Here is a 21,666-nt window from a genome sequence, read left to right as displayed (position 1 = left end):
AATGAAAGCGTATTTAAAATCAATTTTTTCAAGACGAAAACTAACATATCCGCTTGTATCTTATTCTGCATTCTGGACAAGAAACTGTGAGTTTCAAAAGTCTTCTGAAATCAAGAGTTTTGCTGTACTCAACAATTCCAGTGTCGGGCGATACTCAAGAATAAATTCTAATTGTAAACTTGTGTTAACAACCGTAGGTAATTTTACAGCAATTGGAAAGGGTTCGATAATTGGGTTTGGTAGACATCCTCTAAATTATGTATCCACAAACTCTATTTTTTATAAAAGAAATAGAATGCGGAATGATTGGATTACCCCAATAGAGTTTAAGACGAACTTGCCTATCGAAATTGGCAATGACATTTGGATAGGACGCGATGCTAAGATTATGGACGGAGTTACCATCGGTGATGGGGCAGTTGTTGCAGCTGGAAGTATTGTTACCAAAGATGTTCCCCCATATGCCATTGTGGGTGGAGTACCGGCAAAAGTTATAAAATATAGATTTGAACCAGAAACTATTGAAAGTTTATTGAAACTTAAATGGTGGGATATGTCCGATGAGGATATATCAAAACATAAAGATTTTTTCAACGAAAAAGATTTAACTCCAGAAGTTATTGCTAAACACTTCGATTTAAAGAAATAAAAAAGTTTAATAATGTTTAAAGGCAAAACACTACTAATCACAGGAGGTACTGGATCCTTCGGAAATGCAGTTCTGGATCGCTTCTTGCAAACCGATATCGGTGAAATTCGAATATTTAGCCGTGACGAGAAAAAGCAGGACGACATGCGTACCCGTTTAAGAAATCCAAAGATTAAATTTTACATTGGGGATGTTCGGGACTACAACAGTATTCACCACGCCATGAATGGAGTGGATTACGTTTTTCATGCCGCTGCACTGAAACAGGTTCCTTCTTGCGAGTTTTTCCCTATTGAGGCCGCGAAAACCAATGTTTTTGGCACTCAAAATACCATTGACGCTGCTGTGGCGAACAATGTTGGAAAGATAATTTGCTTGAGCACGGACAAGGCAGCCTATCCCATTAACGCCATGGGAATAAGCAAAGCCCTTATGGAAAAAGTAGCTGTAGCAGCCTCAAGGAACATTCCGGAAGGTTCCACAACCGTCTGTTTGACCCGTTATGGGAATGTAATGGCTTCAAGGGGCTCCGTCATCCCACTATTTGTGAACCAAATCAAGGAGGGAAATCCCTTAACGGTTACGGATCCGAATATGACCAGATTTCTAATGTCCCTGGAAGATGCGGTAGACTTGGTATTGTTTGCTTTTGAACATGGAAATCAAGGAGACCTTTTTGTGAACAAGGCACCGTCCAGTACTATCGGAGATTTGGCTGAAGCCGTAAGAAGTCTTTTTAAAGCTGACAATGACATAAAGGTTATAGGTACCAGACACGGGGAAAAGCTGTATGAAACACTTTGTACACGTGAAGAAATGCAAAAAGCTGTTGATATGGGGGATTTTTACCGTATTCCAGCAGACAATAGGGATCTTAACTATAGTCGATATTTCTCCGTGGGGGAAACAGACACTAGTGCTATTGAAGATTACCACTCGCATAACACCAAGCTTTTGAATGGTGAAGAGCTAGAAAAAACGCTTCTGGGCCTCGATTTCATCAAAGAAAATCTGTAATGGCGGATTATGACTTGATTCAAGGAGAGATATTTGAGGACGAACGGGGGAAGTTACGTTTTATTAACGCCTTCGATATGTCGGAAATAGTAAGGTTTTATGAAATTGCTCCCAAAAATCAGGAAATAATTAGAGCTTGGCAGGCCCATGAACATGAAAAAAAATGGTTCCACTGTATGGCAGGCTCTTTCATAATAAACTTGGTAGAAATAGATAACATTAAAAATCCATCGGATCAACTGATTCCCATGCGAATTGAACTGAACGCCGAATCACCACAAATCTTGGAAGTACCTGGGGGTTACGCTACCGGAATTAAGGCAGCTTCCAATAATTCCAGACTACAAGTGTTCTCCAATTTTGGATTAAGGGAGTCAGGAGCTGATGATTATCGGTTTCCATTGGAAAAATGGTCCGCTTTATGGTAAATAACATGAAAAAACAAAGAATTGGAATAACGGGCCAGGCAGGTTTTGTGGGCAACCATTTATATACCACGCTAAGTTTAAGGGAAGATATAGAGTTGGTTCCCTTTAAGCGTTCTTTTTTTGAGGATAATGAAGCGCTTCGCCAATTTGTATCCAATTGTGATACGGTGGTTCATTTAGCAGCGATGAACCGTCATGAAGATCAAAATGTTATCTATCAAACCAATTTGAAATTGGTGGAAGATTTGATTGCGGCCAATGAAACCACAGCATCCACACCACATATTATATTTTCTTCCTCATCCCAGGAAACAAGGGACAACCTCTATGGAAAATCAAAAAAGGAAGGAAAGGAAAAGTTAATGACCTGGGCAGCTAAATCTGGCGGAAAATCCACCTCGCTGACCATCCCCAATGTATTTGGCCCTTTTGGGAAACCCAATTACAATTCTGTGGTGGCAACCTTTTGCCATAAAGTGGCCCATGAAGAGGAACCGACAATTATCAACGATGGGGAGGTAGGTCTCATTTATATCAATGACTTGGTGAAGATTTTTATTGATGTCATTCTTGGTGAACAACAGACCACCAAGTTGGGTTCCAACAGTTTTGAGGTAAACATTGAGCCTAACCACTTTGTCAAAGTCTCAAGAATACTTGAACTCTTGAATAAATTCAAATCGGATTATGTGCAAAATGGTGTTTTTCCCAATTTGGGAGATCATTTTGAGAAGTCTTTGTTCAACACATTTAGGTGCTATATTCCTGAATCACATTATCCTGTTAAATACACCAAACATACGGACCCTAGGGGTAGTTTTGTGGAAATTGCAAGAACCCAGACCTCTGGACAGTTCTCCTTTTCCACCACGGTTCCTGGCATAACCCGTGGTAACCATTTCCATACAAGAAAAGCGGAGCGGTTTGCGGTAATTAGCGGAAAGGCCAGAATTCAATTGAGGAAAATAGGGACGGATAAGGTTATAAATTATGATTTGGATGGGACGGAACCAGCGTATGTGGATATGCCCATCTGGTACACACATAACATTACCAATGTTGGTGATGACGAGTTGATTACATTGTTTTGGATTAACGAACCCTACAATCCAGAGGATGCTGACACCTATTTTGAAGACGTAGAAAAATAAACCTAAATACAGACCATTGAAAAAGCTTAAAGTACTAACCGTAGTTGGAACAAGACCGGAAATAATCCGTTTGGCATGTGTGCTAAATGCCCTTGATGCCAATGAAGCTATTGACCATACCTTGGTTCACACAGGTCAGAACTATGACTACGAGTTAAACGAGATATTTTTTGAGGATTTTGGTATCCGAAAACCAGATCATTTCCTGAACGCTGCTGGCAAAAATGCCTCAGAGACCGTCGGAAAAATTCTGATTGCCATTGACCCTCTTCTGGAAGAAATAAATCCTGATGCATTTTTAGTTTTAGGGGATACCAATTCCTGTCTTTGTGCCATTCCTGCTAAAAAAAGAAAAATACCAGTATTCCATATGGAAGCTGGGAATAGATGTTTTGACCAAAGGGTGCCCGAAGAAACAAATAGAAAAATTGTTGACCACGTAGCCGATATCAACCTTACTTATAGTGATATTGCTAGGGAATACCTTCTGCGTGAAGGCTTATCCCCGGATAGGGTGATTAAGACCGGTAGCCCTATGTATGAAGTACTGCACCAGTTTAAGACGAAAATTGAGGCATCTTCGGTTTTGAAAGATTTGGGACTGGAAAAGGAAAAGTATTTTGTAGTGTCTTCGCATAGGGAGGAAAACATTAATAACCCCAAAAATTTTGAAGGACTGATCGAATCCTTAAATCAAATTGCGGAAACCTATGACTTTCCAGTTATTGTGTCCACCCATCCTAGAACTAGGAATATGTTGGATTCCAAACAGGTTAAGGCACATAAAAATATACAGTTTTTAAAACCACTTGGTTTTTCGGATTATAACGCACTCCAGATAAATTCTTTTGCCGTGCTGTCGGATAGCGGAACCATTTCTGAAGAGTCATCTATATTGAATTTCAGAGCATTGAATATCCGCGAGGCACATGAGCGTCCTGAAGCAATGGAAGAAGCATCGGTAATGATGGTAGGCCTAAATCCAGAACGTATCCTGCAAGGGTTGAAGGCTCTGGAGGTCCAAAAAAGAAGCCCGGAAAGAAACTTTAGGGAGGTTTCTGATTATTCCATGCCCAACGTAAGCGAAAAGGTAGTACGGATTATCATTTCCTATGTGGACTATGTAAACCGAGTTGTATGGCAGCAGTAAAAAAGGTCATTTTTGTTGCCTTGGGTTTTCCAAATGTGGAAGTTCGGAGGTTTCTTTACTCTAATCTTATGTTGGAATACCATAATGATGGTCATGAGGTTTTTGTTATTGCAGCCGACAATACCATAAAGCGTTCAGCAATAAGTGTTGAAGGAGGTATGACGATCCTTCGGGTTCCTTCACTAGAACTTTATGGAGACAATAAATTAATAAAAGGTCTTTCCAATATGTTATTGCCCCTGTTGTACAAAAGGGCTCTTAAAAGACATAAGATCAAGTTGGACTTCGATTTAATTTTTATGCCCACACCGCCAATTACCTTAATCGATGTGGCATTTTGGCTAAAAAAGAAGACCAAGGGGAAACTCTATTTGATTCTAAGGGATATCTTTCCTCAAAATGCAGTGGATTTAAAGATGATGAAACCCAACGGATTTATCCATTCCTATTTCAGAAAGAAAGAAATCAAACTTTATAAAACATCCGACTTTATTGGTTGCATGTCCCCTGCAAATGTTGAATATGTCAAAAAACATAATTCCTATTTAGATCCAGAGAAGTTGCATTTGCTCCCAAACTGGGCTGCTGTTAAGGAACTGGATGGAGTGGATCATGAGGCAACCAAAGAGCAATTTGGGTTGGGAGGGAAGACCGTTGCGATATTTGGAGGTAATATGGGGCTTCCGCAGAAATTGGAAAACATAATAGATCTGGCCAAGAATTGCCAAGATATGGATGATTTGGTGTTTTATTTGGTGGGAAAGGGAACCCAACAAAAAAAAATTGCAAAGCTGATTACCGATTTAAAGCTCGATAATGTAATCCTTAAAGAGCATCTACCTAGAAATGAGTACAATGCATTACTTAGCGTGGCCGATATTGGATTGATATCCCTACATGAGGATTTTACCATCCCTAATTACCCATCCAAGGTATTGGCCTATTATCAATTTAAAAAACCGGTATTGGCCTCCGTTGATGTGAATACGGATTTTGGAAAGTTTCAAGAGGAAATAAACTGTGGTTATTGGTCTGAAGCTGGTGATACCGATGCCTTAAAGAAGAATTTGTTGAAGCTATACAAGGATAAAAAGTTGTGTGAGGAAATGGGACAGAATGGCTTTGATTATTGGATAAACAATCTCACACCAAACCATGCATATAAGATAGCAAGTAGTCAGGTTTAAATTTCGCTTCCCCCTTTTCCTGCGCTACTACTTAGAAATATGATTTAAAAATGAAGTAACATGCTTCGCGTCTTATGTTTATATTTTTATAACGTTTGTATCTTTCAACTATGACCAACAACCCATACAACACCAACAAGTTCGCTGAGATTTGGCTTAGACATTTCATGGACCCTAGCACAAAAGCGCAGCGATTCGATTACATAGAAGGCGTAAATTTTTACAAGAGCAAACGATTTCCGTTGTACATAAACATTGGGAGAAACCTCACCAAGGGCTTCTATTATACGGTCGATAAGGATAAGGTTAAAAGTTCGCATAACATTTTCTTGATAAGGGATATTCCAACGTATTACAAGGTGCCCGAAATAAAGGGAGTAAAGCGGTTAAAAGCAGTAAGAGCCAGGCAATACAACGGCTATTTGACCTATTTGGACAAGTATTCCAATATAGACGACTTTTTAAGTGATAAATACAATTCTTCCGGTAGAAATGTTTTGCGCAGACGTACCAAGGGGCTCGAAGGCAGTTTTGATATTGAACATAAAGCCTATTATGGTGACATTACCAAGGAATCCTATGATTTGATTATCGAAAAATTCCATGAGTTATTGGTAAAGCGCTTTACCGATAAGCAGACCGATTACCATATTTTGGATAAATGGGATTATCTGAAGGAATTGATTTACCATATGGTCCTGAACAAAGAAGCCGTTTTGCTGGTAACCTATGAAAGTGGAAACCCCATTGGGATGTATCTCAGTATTTGTATGGACAAAGTTGTTTCTGGAGCAATTCCAGTTTTTGATACGGATTACTACAAATTTGGACTAGGTACTTTGCTGACAAACAAAATGATAGAGTGGAGCATTGAAAATCAAATGGAAATATTTGATTCTTCAAAAGGAGATTATGGGGAAAAAGCACGAATCAGTGACTTAAAATATTCTTTTGAATATCACATACTTTATAACCCTAGATCAATTATTTCATCCGCTATGGCCTTTGGTTTGGGTTCATTCTTTAAATTAAAGCAGTTTTTGCGCGAAAAGGAGGTACATTCCCTATATCATAACATAAAATTCAAGCTAAGCCCTGGCAAAGCGAAAAAAGCGGCTCCAGCACGATTTCAATTTGAAAACCACGAATCCAGCACTTTTGATAAAAATGGAAATACTATTATTGATCTAATGGATGCACGCAATAGTTTTCTCAAAAAGATGGTGTTCGACTTTTTGTATAAAAGCCGAGATCATATAAAGGATGTCGAGGTCTACAAGAATGAAAAAACGGGAAGTTTCTTTGTTGTTGGTAAGGATAAAACCTTGGAAATAATCCCAGCTTAAAATATAAGCAGGATATTACTTGGTTCTACCCCTGCTGTTTTTCCTTCAATGAGTCAATGAGTTGCACGTATGCCTCATCTATTTCTTTGTTTTCGTAAACAAATTGCTTCATCAAACCTGTGTTTTTTTCAGATTTTTCTAGCCTTGCTTTTTCGCTTATGAGTTGTTCCAATGTAGGAACAAAATCCTGAAGATCTTTGATCCATACATAGTGCACATTTTTAAGCTGACCTGTTTTTTCGGTGAATGACATATAGAACTTTATCAGTTTGGAAACCACTTCTAATTTTTCCTCTTCCGAATACTCAAAAAAGTTAGCAAGGTCCACACCAACTATTTTTTTCCAGAAAAGCTCGTTGGTCCAAAAGTAATGCTGTCCGTATCTTTTTACTTGATACCAATGGTTGACCACTGAAGTAGCCCATGAACATGGTTTTCGCAATACACAAATGTATGTTAGGTCCTTTCCAATAGGATGATTTGCCAATTCATCTATATAGGCCGACCAAAATCCCGAAGCTTCTATTTTAAGGTTCAAAGAATTAAGTCTACGGATAAAGTATCCATCAAAATCCTCGCCCATTTTTTTTACTGAAGCATGATGTATAGGTTCGTGTCGGGCAATATCATAGTCAAAACAACTTGCCAAAAATGTGGTCCCTGTTTTATAGGGAGAAATACTGTAGATGGTTTTGTGGTCAAGAATTTTTGTGTTCTCTTTAGACCAGTTTCTATAAATTTTTTGTGCATTGAGCTTTAAGGCCGTTTTGTGCAAAGGTGATTGAACGATAAGCTTGTTGATTTGTCTAAGCATGTGCCAAATTTTGATTGGAACCTCAAAGTAGGGAAATTGTTTTCAAATAGATGAACAAAAAACGACCATTGGTAGGAAACATAGATAGGAGGTAATAATTTAAAATAGCCAACCCCATGAGCGTGTCAGGTGATTGATGCGTTATGTATTACCAATTATGTTGTGATTTAACTAGTTTTCCCAATTTGATAATAAGTGAACCCTAGCTGCTGCAACCTTTCATCATCGAATTGATTTCGTCCATCAAAAATTACCGGTTGCGTCAGAGCATTGTTGATTTCCATAAAATCCGGTGAACGGAATTCTTTCCATTCTGTCAATAATAAGAGCGCATCTGCATTGTCGAGAGCCTCATATTTGCTTTTGGCGTAGGTGATGTTTTTAATGTCCTTTAAATAGAAGGTTTCCGCCTCGTGAACCGCTTTAGGGTCATAGGCTTGAATCTTGGCCCCTAACGAGGTCAATTTTTTGATAATATAAATTGATGGTGCTTCCCTCATGTCATCTGTCCCCGGTTTAAAGGAAAGACCCCAAATGGCAAAAGTTTTATCAGAAAGGTCGTTACCATAATGTGCAATGACCTTGTCCGCAATCACAAATTTTTGACGGTCGTTAACGTCTTCAACTGCATTGAGTAACTGCGCATTGTAGCCTTCTTGCTCCGCAGTCTTTTTTAGAGCTTTTACATCTTTTGGAAAACAAGACCCCCCATATCCACTACCAGGGTAGATAAAACTGTATCCAATTCGGCTGTCGGACCCAATACCTATTCTTACCTTATTAACATCCGCGCCAACACGTTCACAAATATTGGCTACCTCATTCATGAATGAAATTTTGGTTGCTAACATGGCATTGGCCACATATTTGGTCATTTCTGCAGACCTAACGTCCATAACCAGCATTCGATCCATACTGCTTCTGAAAAATGGGGCATATAATCGACGCATTGCTTCTGCGGTTTCTTTATGCTCGGTACCAACAACAACGCGGTCCGGCTTCATAAAATCACCCAAGGCATCACCTTCTTTCAAAAATTCAGGGTTGGATACAACATGAAACTCAATGTTTTCACCTCGTTTTTTTAACTCGGCTTCAATGGTGGCTTTTACCTTGTCCGCAGTCCCAACCGGAACCGTGGATTTATCCACTACAATCAATGGAGAAGACATATGCTGCCCAATTTCCCTTGCAACCTGCAACACATATTGTAAGTCTGCCGAACCATCTTCGCCCATAGGTGTTCCAACCGCTATAAAAGCCATATCACAATCGTTAAGGCATTGTTTTAGTTCGGTATGGAAATGCAAGGTTTTATTTGCCACATTGCGTTTTACCATGGCTTCAAGTCCAGGTTCGTAGATGGGAATAATACCATTTTTAAGATTTTCAATTTTTTGCTCATCAATGTCCACACATGTCACTGTATTTCCCATTTCAGCAAAACATGTTCCGGTCACCAAACCTACATACCCAGTACCTACAATTGTAATTTTCATATTTGTATTTGCTTATTCGCTACTAGCTATTTTATTACGTTAAATTCTTGGCAAAGATGCAACAAAGTAATTAATCTGGGTTGCGATATAGATGAACTATTTATAAAATGGATGAAATGTACTTGTAGCTATGAAAATACCTGTTGAAGGAATACTTTGAAGTTGCTTTTTATACTCTTACAAAGCTTCAAACAACATCTGTATCGATAAATGTTTATTTACAGATTATAGTATGCTTTATACCAATCAATAAATTGTTTGACACCCGATTTGATGGTAGTATTTGGGCGATAATCATAATCTCTTTCCAGGTCTGTGACATCGGCCCATGTCCTAGAGACATCCCCAGGTTGCATGGGAAGCATATTCTTGCGAGCGGCCATATACAAATTATTCTCAATTTCATCTATGAAATCGAGGAGTTTAATGGATTTGCTATTTCCAATATTGTACAAATGATAAAGTTCCTTACGATTATAGGAATCAGTGAAATTGTCTTGAGTAATTCTTGACACCCCTTCAATGATATCATCTATATAGGTAAAATCCCGCTGTAGATCACCGTTATTAAAAACATTGATTGGTTTGTCTTCCAACATGGCTTTAGTGAAAAGGAACATGGCCATATCAGGTCGCCCCCAAGGCCCATATACTGTGAAGAAGCGCAGCCCTGTAGTTCTAAATCCATATAAATGGCTATAGGTGTAGGCCATTAGTTCGTTGCTTTTTTTGGAAGCCGCATATATACTTATGGGATGGTCCACGGAATGGGATACTTTAAAGGGTATTTCCTTGTTCATGCCATAAACACTCGAACTACTGGCATAGACCAGGTGTTTTATCTTATAGGCTCGACAAGCCTCCAATAAGTTTAAAAATCCAACAATATTGCTGTCCACATAGCTCTCAGGATTCTCCAAACTGTACCGAACACCCGCCTGGGCAGCAAGATTGCAAACCACTTCAAATTTCTCTTCCTTAAAAAGCCTTGGCAACTGCTTCCGATCTTCCAAATCCATCCTTATGAATTTAAAGTGTGAAGCATTGTTGGCTTTTACGGATTGATGAAAAATTGAGGCCTTATCTTTATCTATCCCCAGTGCTTTAAGTCTGCCATATTTTAGGTTGACGTCATAGTAGTCGTTGATATTATCCAATCCGACAACCTCGTGTCCGTTTTCCAGAAGTCTTTTGCTCAGATGAAAGCCTATAAAACCAGCTGCACCGGTAATTAATATTTTCATTTTTTTAGGATAATACTATGGATTGATTATACAAAGATGATAAATTATTAAAAGAAGATAAAAGCTGGTGAACTGTCCTGATATTCTAAGGGACAATATAGAGTCCATTCGTTTATTTTACAGCGGTTTAGCGCATTATTCCTCGATTTTGGCCGTGCGGCATATAGATATGGTTTTGGCCATTAGTTTCAATTTATCGAGTTTTTAGAACATAGGACGAATAGTCAAATTGATTTTCGTTCAATAGTTCGTTAAGAAGTACTTTAGTGTAAATTTCCAACTATTGTACATGGAGACCACCCTACAAAAAAAAATTTGGCTTTCATCTCCACATATGGGAGGGACAGAGCAGGACTATGTCCAAGAAGCTTTTGAAACCAATTGGATAGCTCCTTTAGGGCCCAATGTAAGTGGTTTTGAGAGTGATATCGAAAACTATATTGGACATGATACGTATGCTGCCTGTTTGAGTTCTGGTACTGGAGCAATTCATTTGGCTCTGGAGTTGCTAGGGGTTGGATTGGGAGATGAGGTACTTTGCCAGAGTTTTACCTTTGCCGCGTCGGCGAATCCCATTACTTATTTGGGAGCCACTCCAATTTTTATCGACAGTGAGCCCGATACTTGGAACATTTCTCCAGAACTTTTGGAAAAAGCGATAGTCGATAGGATTGGGCAAAATAAAAAACCAAAAGCCATAATCGCGGTCCATTTATATGGAATGCCCTACAAGGTTGATGAAATCATTGCAATTTCAAGAAAGTACGATGTTCCAGTGATAGAAGATAGTGCCGAGGCGCTTGGGAGCGAATTTGAAGGAGTGAGATGTGGAAGTTTTGGTGATATGGCCATTTTATCCTTTAATGGGAATAAGATTATTACCACTTCTGGTGGAGGGGCATTGTTGACCAAAGACTTGGAAATGAAGAACAAAGCTGTTTTCTTGGCTACACAAGCTAGAGACGAAGCTCCTCATTACCAACATTCACATATTGGATATAATTATCGAATGAGCAATGTTCTTGCCGGTATTGGCAGGGGACAAATGGAAGTTCTTCCCGAAAGAGTGGAAGCAAGAAGAAGCAATTTTCATTTTTATAAAGATAGCTTATCCGAAATTCCAGAAATCACTTTTCTTGAGGAACCAAATGGATATTATTCCAATAGATGGCTTACTTGTATTTTGACGCCTTCCTTTGAAATACGTGAGAAAATTAGAACCGTTCTCGGCAATGAAAATATTGAATCCAGACCACTTTGGAAGCCTATGCATTTGCAACCGGTTTTTAAAGATGCCATAAAATATGAAAACGGGGTAAGCGAAGATCTTTTTAAAAGAGGATTGTGCTTACCAAGTGGTTCCAATTTAGCCCAGGAAGATTTGAACAGAATTTCCGATATCATAAAAAGCCTACTTAGATGATTAAAAAATACATTTTTGATAATAGTAGACATTATGCATCCAAATGGACAGTTCTATTTGTAGATCTGTGCATTGTAAGCGTTTCGTTTATTCTAGCCTATTTTATAAGGTTTAACCTTAGCTTTAATTTTGACGTTCAAAGGTTGTGGACACAGTTACCAGTTGTCATTTTATTGTTCCTAGGAGCATTTTTGATTTCAGGCAGCTACAAAGGGGTTGTAAGACATACGGGAATAAAGGATGTGTATGCAATCTTTAATGCAATTTGTCTGGCCAGTATTGGAACTATTGCTATTATTTTAGTGAATAGGTACATGAACTTTATAGAAGGGTTCACCATTCCACTTTCAATTATCATCATTAATAGCTTACTTACTTTTATCACTCTTACCGCATCTAGATATGTTTTTAAAATATGTTATGAAAGCCTGATAAACAGTAATGAAACACCGATCAAAAATCTCATGATTTACGGAGCTGGTGAATCGGGTATAATTACATATAATACGTTGACGAACCATTCAAAAATGAAAGTCAAGGTTGTAGGCTTCGTCGATAATAACCTTCAAAAAGTTGGTAAACAGATCAATGGGGTAAAAGTCTATGACAAGTCCATTTTAACAAAAGACTTTGTTCGGTTCAATAATATCTCTGAGGTTATTTTTTCAATTCAAAGTATCCGTCCGAGGCAATTGCGCACTTTGGTCAATGAGATTGTTGACCTACCTGTAAAAGTTAAAATTGTACCTCCGGTTGAAGATTGGATCAACGGTGAGCTAAAAGTTTCGCAAATAAAAAGGGTTCAGATAGAGGACCTATTGGAACGGCCACCTATTAAAATAAAGAATAGCCGGGTCATGAAGGATTTTGAGGACAAGGTTATTATGGTAACAGGAGGGGCCGGATCCATAGGAAGTGAGTTGGTCCGACAAATATGTAAATACAATTACAGGACCCTTATCGTGATAGACCAAGCGGAATCTGCTCTTTATGATTTACAACAGGAGTTGAAACAGGCCGGCTTTTATAATTTCATTCCAATAGTTAGTGATATTAGGGATAAAAACAAAATGAGAGTCTTGTTTGAGGAACACCAACCTGACCGTATTTTTCATGCAGCTGCATACAAACATGTTCCGTTAATGGAATGCAATCCTTATGAAGCGGTCAAGATAAATGTTGCGGGCACCAAAACCTTGGTGGATCTGGCATTGGATTATAAGGTCGAAAAATTTGTTTTTGTTTCCACGGATAAGGCGGTGAACCCAACCAATGTAATGGGCGCTACCAAGCGAATCGCTGAGATGTATATTAGCTGTAGACAACAAGAGGGCAAGACAAAATTTGTAACTACCCGATTTGGAAATGTTTTGGGGTCGAATGGCTCTGTTATTCCTTTGTTTAGAAAGCAAATTGAAAAAGGAGGACCTTTAACGGTAACCCACAAAGATATTACTAGGTATTTTATGACAATCCCTGAAGCATCCCAGCTTGTATTGGAAGCAGGAGCAATGGGCAAAGGGGGCGAGATATTTATTTTTGATATGGGAGAGTCCGTTAAGATTATGGATTTGGCCAAAAATATGATTAGATTATCTGGTCTTCATTACCCAGATGAGATTGATATCAAGATTACAGGTCTTCGTCCAGGGGAAAAACTTTATGAAGAATTATTGGCTAACGGAGAGAATACACTACCAACCTATCATGATAAGATAATGATCAGCAAAGTTAGGGACATAGATTATGCTAAAACGCGTACTATGATAGATGAACTTTGTATTTCAAATCTATTCTTTAAGGACAATGTTGTGCAACTAATGAAAAGTATTGTGCCAGAATACATTTCCAACAACTCCGATTTTTGTAAATTGGACGACAGCAAGAAGAAGTCGGAGACGGAGGAAAATCCGGAATCCAAAATTGCACAACTAAACAGCTAAATACAAATACTTTATGAACCCAAAATTCAAATTAGTGTGTTTGTCATTATTGACACTAATGGCAATTTCATGCGGCCCCCAAAAGGGAGTGGTCTATTTTCAGGATGCCAATCAATATGAAACGCTTGTGGATGATAATTCGTTTACAACTAAATTCAAGGTAGATGATTTGGTAAGTATTCATGTTTCTACATTGGACCCAGAAGCCAGTGCACCATTTAATTTGTATAGAGGGGCGGAAGAAAATGGGATAAGGCCGGAGCAGGTCAATTATCTGGTAGACAAGAACGGCGAGATTGATTTTCCGGTGATAGGAAAGGTGAAAATTGTAGGATTATCTCCTGCAGAAACCCAGGAACTCTTGCGTGATAAGCTCTCAGATTATCTTAAGGATCCGATTATCAATATACGGATTAGAAATTTTACGGTTACGGTCCTGGGCGCTGTAAACAGACCGGGCACCTATGAGGTAAACGGTGAGCAGATTACCATAATGGAAGCTTTGGGATTGGCTGGTGACATAAATATTAAAGGTAGACGAGATAACGTAATGGTTATTAGGGACTTTGACGGGACAAAGGTTTACAACAGGATCAATCTAAATCAAAAAGGAGCTCTTAAATCCCCGGTTTATTATCTTACCCAAAATGATGTGGTATATGTAGAGCCCAATCAGTCTGGAAAAACAGCTTCCAATTTGGATCAACGTGCTTCTATTGCAGTCTCAATAATTTCTGTTCTAATAACATCTACGGTTGTTCTATTGACAAGAAATTGATTTTAGTTTAATCCATTATTCCCCAAAAAAAATTGCAATGTCAAATACCTCAGACTTAAACCTCAAAACCTTGTTGGATATATGTCTTAGGAATTGGAAATGGTTCTTGATTTCAGTAGTACTAAGCATATCCTTATCACTTTTATATCTAAGGTATACCGTTCCAGAGTATAGCGCAACAGCTAAAATTCAAATTCTAGAGGAATCAAACCAAGCCTCGGAGTTAAGTGTTTTGGATGATTTGGATATTTTTTCTTCGGGAAAAGCCAAAATTGAGGATGAAACAGAGCTTTTGGCGGCTAGGGATAATTTTATCCATATTGTAGAGCAATTGAACTTGAACGTCCAGTTTTTTGTATTGGGTAATATTAGAAACACGGAGATTTACAGGCAAGAAAACATTCCTTTTACAATCAATTTTTTGGCCAATGACTCCATAGTTGACAATGCCAAATCCAATTTTTATATCACGATTTATTCCAGCACGTCATTTGGTTATAAAGAGAAGGAGGATAAAGCTGAGAAAAAGTATGATTTTGGGGATAAAATAAGCACTCCTATTGGAGACGTAATTTTAACACCGAAAAGAAAGCTTCCCTCATACAAAAACAAGCAACTTCAGGTTGTCATCAATCCTATTGAACTTGTTGCGGATCGCTATAGGAAAAAAACGTTGATCAAAGCAAATGATAAGAAGCTATCAAATATTATAAACATAACCTTGACAGATCCCATTGAGCAGCGTGCCATCGATGTGATAAATGAATTAATAGGAATAAACAACTCTAACGCTGTTTCTGATAAAAAAGCCATAGCAGATAGAACATCGCAATTTATTGAGGATAGAATTTCGGATATATACAGTAGTCTGTCATCTGTGGACGAATCAGCCGAGACTTTTAAATCGAGTAGGGGAATAGCGGATTTGGGGTCGCAGTCAAGTGTGAACTTTAATCTAAGTGCGGCAAGTGAGCAAGAACTGCAAAATGCTAACATTCAGTTAAGCATTGCCAGTTCAATGAGAGAGCTTATTGATGGACAAGAAAGCTATGATATTATTCCAGAGGTGGGACTGTCCGATCAGGGTATTTCAAGTACTGCACAACGTTATAATGAATTGGTAGCGCAAAGAAATAGATTGTTGGAGAGTTCGGGTGAGAAAAACCCTGTTGTGGTGAAGTTGGACCAACAATTGGAAGATTTAAAAAGGGGAATGCAGTCAAGTTTGAACAATGTGACCAATAACCTTAATTTACAGGTAAACAGCTTGAGTAAGCAGCTTTCCCAAATCAATTCTAGAATCTATGCAGCTCCAGGTAATGAAAGAGCTTTAAGGGATATTACAAGACGACAACAAACTACTGAGTCACTATATCTATATCTTTTGCAAAAAAGGGAGGAATCTCAGATTACATTTGCTTCTGCATCACCAAAATCGAAAATTATTAATTCTGCCTATGGATCTAATTTTCCCGTTGCCCCAAAAAAGAGAGCGATATACCTGGCATCCTTTATCTTGGGGTTGTTAGTTCCTTTTTCAATAATCTACACCAAGGATCTATTGGATAACAAAGTGCATAATAAACTTAGTTTGGAAAAGACCATTGCGAACCAAGCCCCAGTGCTTGCCGAATTACCAAAGGTTGGGAAGAAAGAAAGTAAGCTGATTTCAAGTATGGACAGAACGGTATTGGGCGAATCGCTCCGTATATTAAGGACAAACTTGGATTACGTGTTAAAAAAGAACGTAAAGCAAGACCGGGGAGGAGTAATTTTGGTGACCTCGAGCGTACCTGGAGAAGGAAAAACATTTTTGTCTTCCAATTTGGCCATGGTTTTTGCGAGTACAAAAAAGAAGGTTTTGTTGATAGGGGCGGATATACGCAACCCTAAACTATACGATTTTTACTCGGATTTAAGCGTTACCATTGACGGAATCAATAAAAGAAGAAAGGATTTAACAGGGCTGACTGAATATCTACATGACGATGATGTTAGAATAGGAGAAATTATATCGCCCATTCGGGTCAACGAAAATAGCGTGGATATTATATTTTCCGGACAAATTCCACCAAATCCCGCTGAACTGCTGTTAAGCGATCGTTTCAAAGAGCTTATAAAATATAGCACTTCGGTTTATGACTATGTTATTGTGGATTCCGCACCTCTCATTCCCGTTACGGACACTTTGTTGATAAATGAATATTCGGATCAAACCGTTTATGTAACCAAAGCTGGGGTGACCGAACAAAAAGTATTGGAATATCCAATAAAACTTCAACAAGAGAAAAAGCTGAAAAATCTGGCTTTTGTGGTCAATGGTGTTAAGGAATCCGATCTTGGATATGGCGGCAAATATGGATACGGCTACGGAAAAACTGTAAAGAAGTGGTGGAGCTTTTCTTGATCAATAAAAAGTTCTGATCGTATTTTCTATCACCGGTAAAAGTAAATTCAACATTTTATTGGAAATTCTCATTTCTTTGATGGATGATAGCTGGCGCATGTTATGCACATCCGAAGCAATAAAGTTCACGAGTCCATCCTCCAAAAGTTTTTGAGCGGTTTTCTGCACTTCTTTCCCATAAATGTCCGGAACAAGGGACAGCATGTTTATTTGGAACAAAATACCTCTCGATTTAAGGTCCGAATAGACATTGGGCTTGTTGTGGAAATAACCATACCTTTCTGGATGTGCCAAGATGGGGAACAAACGCTGTTTTGAAATTTGCTTAATCGCCTTGTTGAAGTTTATTGATTGTTGCAAATAAGACATTTCAATAAGCAAATAATCTTGTTTTAGTGGCATTATCCCACCATTTTCCAGAATGTTCTCAAAATTGTCATCAATCATGTGCTCGGCTGCAATATCCATGGAAATATCACCTAACTCACTGTTTTCCAATTCGGTTTTTAACGCATTGTGGGCATTTTTGATAACTTCTGGAGTATTCGGATAATAGTTGTGCATAATATGGGGTGTACACACAAAATTTTTCACGCCAAGATTCCCAAAAGCCCGTACCAACTCCATGGATTCTTCAACACTCTTTGCTCCATCATCTATTCCGGGAAGTATATGATTATGCATATCTACCAATCCGTGAAGGTAATCTGCCAAAAATCTTTTCTTTTGGAAAAAAGTGAACATGATTAAAATTTGGAAAGCAAATATAAGTGTTTAGTACTAGCTTAGTTTTATGAAATAGTGCTTTGCAATAGCTGTGCCAATCTATTTTCCAATGCAAAAGTTTGAAAAAATATTTCCGAGCAGATCGTCTGTGGTAACACTTCCTGTGATTTCTCCCAAATGATGAAGCGCCTCTCTAATATCAATGGCCATCAAATCGCTTGACAACCCTATTTCCATGCCCTCTTTTACTTTTTGTATCTCTTCTAAAGCCTTTAGCAAAGAATCGTAATGCCTGCTATTGCTAACAATGGTTTCACCGCTGCTAAGTGCTCCTGAATCCATCAGTGAAAGCAATTTGCTCTCCAAACTGGAAATGCCTGCTCGTTGCTTCGCAGAAAGAAAAATAGTATCGGGCATTTGTTTTTGGATAGCATCAATCTCCGCCTCATCCAGTAGGTCAATTTTGTTGCAGATGGGTAGAATTTCTTTGTTCGGGTACCTGTGTTTAATATTTCCATACTGAGAAGTGTCCGTATTCAATTTATCGAATAGATAGATGATCAACCTAGCCTTTTCAACCTTATCAAAAGTGCGTTCAATCCCTATTTTTTCAACGACATCCGTAGTTTCACGGATTCCCGCAGTATCAATAAATCTAAAATTTATTCCTTTGAGACTGATTTGATCCTCGACGGTATCACGTGTGGTTCCGGCGATGTCGCTGACGATGGCTCGTTCTTCATTCAGTAAGGCATTCAAAAGCGTCGATTTTCCCACGTTGGGTTCTCCAACTATAGCTACAGGGATACCATTTTTTATCACATTGCCTAAAGCAAAAGAATCAATAAGTTTTTTTAGAACTTCGCTGATCCTGTTTAAAAGTTGATTAAACTGCCCTCGATCTGCAAATTCCACATCCTCCTGTGAAAAATCGAGCTCCAGTTCAATGAGGGAAGCAAAATTCAAAAGTTCTTCTCGGAGTTGTTGGATTTCGTTGCTAAAACCCCCGCGCATCTGTTGCATGGCGATCTCATGGGAAGCTGCACTGTCACTGGCAATAAGATCGGCAACCGCCTCGGCCTGGCTTAAATCCATTTTACCATTCAAAAAGGCACGTAGTGTAAACTCCCCAGCAGAGGCCATTCTACAACCTTTTCGCAAAAACAGATTTAGAATCTGCTGTTGAATATAGGGTGAGCCGTGGCAGGATATTTCCACCACATTCTCCCCAGTATACGAATTGGGGGTTTTAAAAATCGAAACCAGCACTTTATCCAAAATTTTGTCTTGCTCGATAATATGACCTAAATGGATGGTGTGACTTTTTTGATCTATCAAATTCTTGTTTCCGATGGGTTGGAATTGCCAAGCGGCAATTTGTATTGAATCCGGTCCAGAAATACGGATTACTGCTATAGCACCCATTCCGGAAGGGGTGGCCAAGGCTACGATGTTATCTGTTTTTGACATAGGGTCAAAAATACGAATTCATTTTCCGTGGAAACGTTATCCTGGAATTTGAAGATACCATCGGAATTATGGAAAGTAAAGAAAACAAGATGGCCCAGAAAAAACATTTTTTAATTTAGAGCGTTTAAATGATAGATAGAAAGTAGATTTTTACAATGAGTAAACTGATGCAGGGCCTCCGACGCAAAGGTTACTGGCTTATCGATTATATTTCTGGAAGAAAGACCAAGAGTTTTTATGACGAAGTAAAATATGTCGTTGAAAATCCTAAGAGTCCGAAAGCACATGAAATCCGAAAGGGAAGATTGGAGCAACTTCTTCTTCATGCCACGAATACAACGCCTTTTTACAAAGCATTCAAAAGCTATGACGACCTCAGTGATTTTCCCATAATAAACAAGAATATAATTCTTGAAAATTATGAGGGCTTTAAATCTGCAAATTACAGAGGTTCGGACCTGTTCAAGGCATCGAGTAGTGGTTCTACGGGTATCCCTTTTAGTATTTTTCAGGACAAGGATAAACGACACAGAAATACGGCTGACGTGATTTATTTTTCGGAAATCGTGGATAGTCTTCTAGGAAATAGATTGATCTATCTTAAGTTATGGGATCACACCAATGTCAAGAAGAAATCCACAATGTTTTTGCAAAATATTTTGGCGCATAATGTCATGGACGCTTCGGATGGAGCCATTGAGAAGTTGATTTCCAGAATTGCAAAGGATAAATCTGTAAAGAATATTCTTGGATATCCCTCCTTTTTTGAAGAAGTATGCAATTATCTCGACAGGCAACAGCACTTACCCAAGATTGTGAATGTGAGCTCCATAATTTCGTTTGCAGAGAGCCTGAAGGATTCAGAAAGACATCAGATGTCCAAATACTTCAATGCACCCATTTTTGAGAGGTATTCCAACCAAGAAAATGGAATACTGGCCCAACAAACCAAAGACAGTGGTGGCAAGTATGTATTAAACTGGGCAAGTTACTATTTTGAAATCTTGGAATTGGACTCAGATGTACATGTAAAAGAAGGTGAACTGGGAAGGGTTGTTGTAACCGACCTATTTAACTTTTCCATGCCGATGATACGATATGATACAGGTGATATGGCCATATATGAAGAAACACAAAATGGGTATCCTGTGTTATCCAAAATTTATGGTAGAAGAACTGATACCATATACAACACAAGTGGCGAAATTGTTTCCCCGTTTATTTTTTATATGGTTTTGGATTTTTCCAAGATCAGACAGTTTCAGTTTATACAGAAGGGTAGAACAGAATATCTTTTTAAGCTCAATGGCGATTCGCAGGATGTGCAAGAAGCGGAAATCGTGGAATACTTTAAGGGCTATTTGGGTGGGGATGCCGTTATCCAGTTCGAATATGTACAAGAGATACCCTTGTTATCCTCTGGTAAGAGGAAAAAGATAGTGAACGAATTCATTGAACAGGTATAAAAAAAGTGGACAATTTATTGTCCACTTTTTAATTGTGCTCATTGGGCCTAATATCTTCCCCAATACCTTTTAGAAGAACATTTGAATTTTTTACGTCCGTAAGATCTTCTCCATTTTTTCTTTTTATGCTTACATCCCCATTTGTAGCATCTCCAAGTACGGTATTTTCTCTTGCAAATGCTTCCAACATTTTCACATTTTAATTCATAAGGAACAAAAACACTTTGAAGGTTGTTGGTCGGAACAAGAACAACTGCTAAAGCATCACCATCTCCTGGTTCAAATCCTTCTCCACTGGCAAGAGCCATATCTACAATTTCCTGTCCTTTGGTTCTGCTCCAATCATCTCCTAAATACGCACAACTTTGACAGTTTCTGTCATCGATAAGCTCCCAGATTGCCCATTGGATATCACCAAAGGTATAAGCACCACCGCTTTGGCTTTCCATTCCAATAAAATTTTGGTTCAAGATCCAGTTGACCAAATCAAAATTTTCAGGATGCTCAAATTTCCCGGCTGGTAGATCTTCATAGCTGGAGTATACATCTGCTTCAAAACATTGATCGGCATCTAAGGATAGGTCAACGTCCACACACCATGCACCATAATCACCTGCAAGTTCTGTGTTGTCAATAGTCAAATTGAAATAACTGTCGTCCGCATCTACACCCTTAGCCGTGGTACATGCGCTAATAGTAGCCGGCAGTTCCGGCGTTACGGTAATTTCACACTTCTTTTTCTTCCATCTTTTGTAGCGGTAAGAATGATTGACCGCTTCCAAAGAGTCTTCAATTTCTGCGACCTCTTCCGTTTCGCAACTAACGAAAGATACGGTCAAAGCAAGTGCTAAAAGGTAAATTTTTTTCATCGTAATCGATTTTTTGTGTTTACTGGTTTTAACAAAATTCTAACTATTAGGGCGAACTCCCAGTAGAATTGGGTGAACGGGCGTATCTCTAGATAAGAT

At 38.6% G+C, this 21,666-nt stretch carries 18 protein-coding genes; 12 read left to right on the top strand and 6 right to left on the bottom strand.

What is annotated here, in order from left to right; translation table 11 throughout:
- The first annotated feature begins 1 nt into the window (after position 1).
- From ACULLH_RS14090 to ACULLH_RS14060, 7 genes are all read left to right on the top strand, one after another.
- The gene (locus tag ACULLH_RS14090) at positions 2-649 is read left to right on the top strand and encodes a CatB-related O-acetyltransferase (RefSeq protein WP_454089395.1); all 648 of its coding nucleotides are present in this window, start codon (positions 2-4) and stop codon (positions 647-649) included.
- A gap of 12 nt (positions 650-661) precedes the next feature.
- A complete protein-coding gene (locus tag ACULLH_RS14085; protein ID WP_454089394.1) occupies positions 662-1,666 on the top strand; it encodes a polysaccharide biosynthesis protein in 1,005 nt (334 codons plus the stop codon).
- The gene (locus tag ACULLH_RS14080; RefSeq protein WP_454089393.1) at positions 1,666-2,094 is read left to right on the top strand and encodes a WxcM-like domain-containing protein; all 429 of its coding nucleotides are present in this window, start codon (positions 1,666-1,668) and stop codon (positions 2,092-2,094) included. The genes ACULLH_RS14085 and ACULLH_RS14080 overlap by 1 nt, the downstream gene beginning before the upstream one ends.
- Positions 2,095-2,099: 5 nt before the next feature.
- A complete protein-coding gene (locus ACULLH_RS14075) occupies positions 2,100-3,245 on the top strand; it encodes a polysaccharide biosynthesis C-terminal domain-containing protein (RefSeq protein ID WP_454089392.1) in 1,146 nt (381 codons plus the stop codon).
- 16 nt (positions 3,246-3,261) lie between these two features.
- A complete protein-coding gene (gene wecB, locus ACULLH_RS14070; RefSeq protein ID WP_454089391.1) occupies positions 3,262-4,395 on the top strand; it encodes a non-hydrolyzing UDP-N-acetylglucosamine 2-epimerase in 1,134 nt (377 codons plus the stop codon).
- Entirely contained in the window at positions 4,383-5,582 is a 1,200-nt protein-coding gene (locus tag ACULLH_RS14065; RefSeq protein WP_454089390.1) for a glycosyltransferase family 4 protein, read from the top strand. The genes wecB and ACULLH_RS14065 overlap by 13 nt, the downstream gene beginning before the upstream one ends.
- A gap of 110 nt (positions 5,583-5,692) precedes the next feature.
- On the top strand, positions 5,693-6,928 hold the full coding sequence (locus ACULLH_RS14060; protein WP_454089389.1) for a GNAT family N-acetyltransferase: 1,236 nt from the start codon (positions 5,693-5,695) through the stop codon (positions 6,926-6,928).
- Between the two features lie 25 nt (positions 6,929-6,953).
- Here ACULLH_RS14060 and ACULLH_RS14055 read toward each other — a convergent pair whose 3' ends face one another.
- The 3 genes from ACULLH_RS14055 to ACULLH_RS14045 all read right to left on the bottom strand — a co-directional run bounded on the left by ACULLH_RS14055 (position 6,954) and on the right by ACULLH_RS14045 (position 10,485).
- Positions 6,954-7,742 carry a hypothetical protein gene (locus tag ACULLH_RS14055; RefSeq protein WP_454089388.1) on the bottom strand — a complete coding sequence of 263 codons (789 nt, stop codon included), beginning with the start codon at positions 7,740-7,742 and terminating at the stop codon, positions 6,954-6,956.
- Between the two features lie 167 nt (positions 7,743-7,909).
- Complete coding sequence (locus ACULLH_RS14050; protein ID WP_454089387.1) at positions 7,910-9,241, bottom strand: UDP-glucose dehydrogenase family protein; 1,332 nt, start codon at positions 9,239-9,241, stop codon at positions 7,910-7,912.
- A 218-nt stretch (positions 9,242-9,459) separates the two neighbouring features.
- Entirely contained in the window at positions 9,460-10,485 is a 1,026-nt protein-coding gene (locus ACULLH_RS14045; protein WP_454089386.1) for an NAD-dependent epimerase, read from the bottom strand.
- A 289-nt stretch (positions 10,486-10,774) separates the two neighbouring features.
- Between ACULLH_RS14045 and ACULLH_RS14040 the strand changes: the two genes are divergently transcribed.
- The 4 genes from ACULLH_RS14040 to ACULLH_RS14025 are packed head-to-tail and all read left to right on the top strand — an operon-like array spanning position 10,775 to position 17,036.
- The gene (locus ACULLH_RS14040) at positions 10,775-11,908 is read left to right on the top strand and encodes a DegT/DnrJ/EryC1/StrS family aminotransferase (protein WP_454089385.1); all 1,134 of its coding nucleotides are present in this window, start codon (positions 10,775-10,777) and stop codon (positions 11,906-11,908) included.
- A complete protein-coding gene (locus ACULLH_RS14035) occupies positions 11,905-13,851 on the top strand; it encodes a polysaccharide biosynthesis protein (protein ID WP_454089384.1) in 1,947 nt (648 codons plus the stop codon). Before ACULLH_RS14040 ends, ACULLH_RS14035 begins: the two co-directional genes overlap by 4 nt.
- A gap of 13 nt (positions 13,852-13,864) precedes the next feature.
- Complete coding sequence (locus tag ACULLH_RS14030) at positions 13,865-14,629, top strand: polysaccharide biosynthesis/export family protein (RefSeq protein ID WP_454089383.1); 765 nt, start codon at positions 13,865-13,867, stop codon at positions 14,627-14,629.
- 37 nt (positions 14,630-14,666) lie between these two features.
- The gene (locus ACULLH_RS14025; protein WP_454089382.1) at positions 14,667-17,036 is read left to right on the top strand and encodes a GumC family protein; all 2,370 of its coding nucleotides are present in this window, start codon (positions 14,667-14,669) and stop codon (positions 17,034-17,036) included.
- Here the strand turns inward: ACULLH_RS14025 and ACULLH_RS14020 are convergent, their stop codons facing one another.
- Both ACULLH_RS14020 and mnmE read right to left on the bottom strand, forming a co-directional pair.
- Positions 17,037-17,780 (bottom strand): tyrosine-protein phosphatase, encoded by a 744-nt coding sequence (locus ACULLH_RS14020; RefSeq protein ID WP_454089381.1) that lies wholly within the window; start codon positions 17,778-17,780, stop codon positions 17,037-17,039.
- 81 nt (positions 17,781-17,861) lie between these two features.
- Positions 17,862-19,232 carry a tRNA uridine-5-carboxymethylaminomethyl(34) synthesis GTPase MnmE gene (gene mnmE, locus ACULLH_RS14015; RefSeq protein WP_454089380.1) on the bottom strand — a complete coding sequence of 457 codons (1,371 nt, stop codon included), beginning with the start codon at positions 19,230-19,232 and terminating at the stop codon, positions 17,862-17,864.
- A gap of 155 nt (positions 19,233-19,387) precedes the next feature.
- On the opposite strand from mnmE, the gene ACULLH_RS14010 reads away from it, so the two are divergent.
- Positions 19,388-20,698, top strand: a complete 1,311-nt coding sequence (locus tag ACULLH_RS14010; RefSeq protein WP_454089379.1) for a CoF synthetase — start codon at positions 19,388-19,390, stop codon at positions 20,696-20,698.
- A gap of 47 nt (positions 20,699-20,745) precedes the next feature.
- Here the strand turns inward: ACULLH_RS14010 and ACULLH_RS14005 are convergent, their stop codons facing one another.
- Positions 20,746-21,567 carry a hypothetical protein gene (locus tag ACULLH_RS14005; protein WP_454089378.1) on the bottom strand — a complete coding sequence of 274 codons (822 nt, stop codon included), beginning with the start codon at positions 21,565-21,567 and terminating at the stop codon, positions 20,746-20,748.
- Positions 21,568-21,666: the final 99 nt, after the last annotated feature.

This window comes from Flagellimonas sp. 2504JD4-2 (assembly GCF_053642935.1).
The sequence above is the reverse complement of the archived record's forward strand: the minus strand, read 5'-3'. Positions and strand labels throughout refer to the sequence as shown.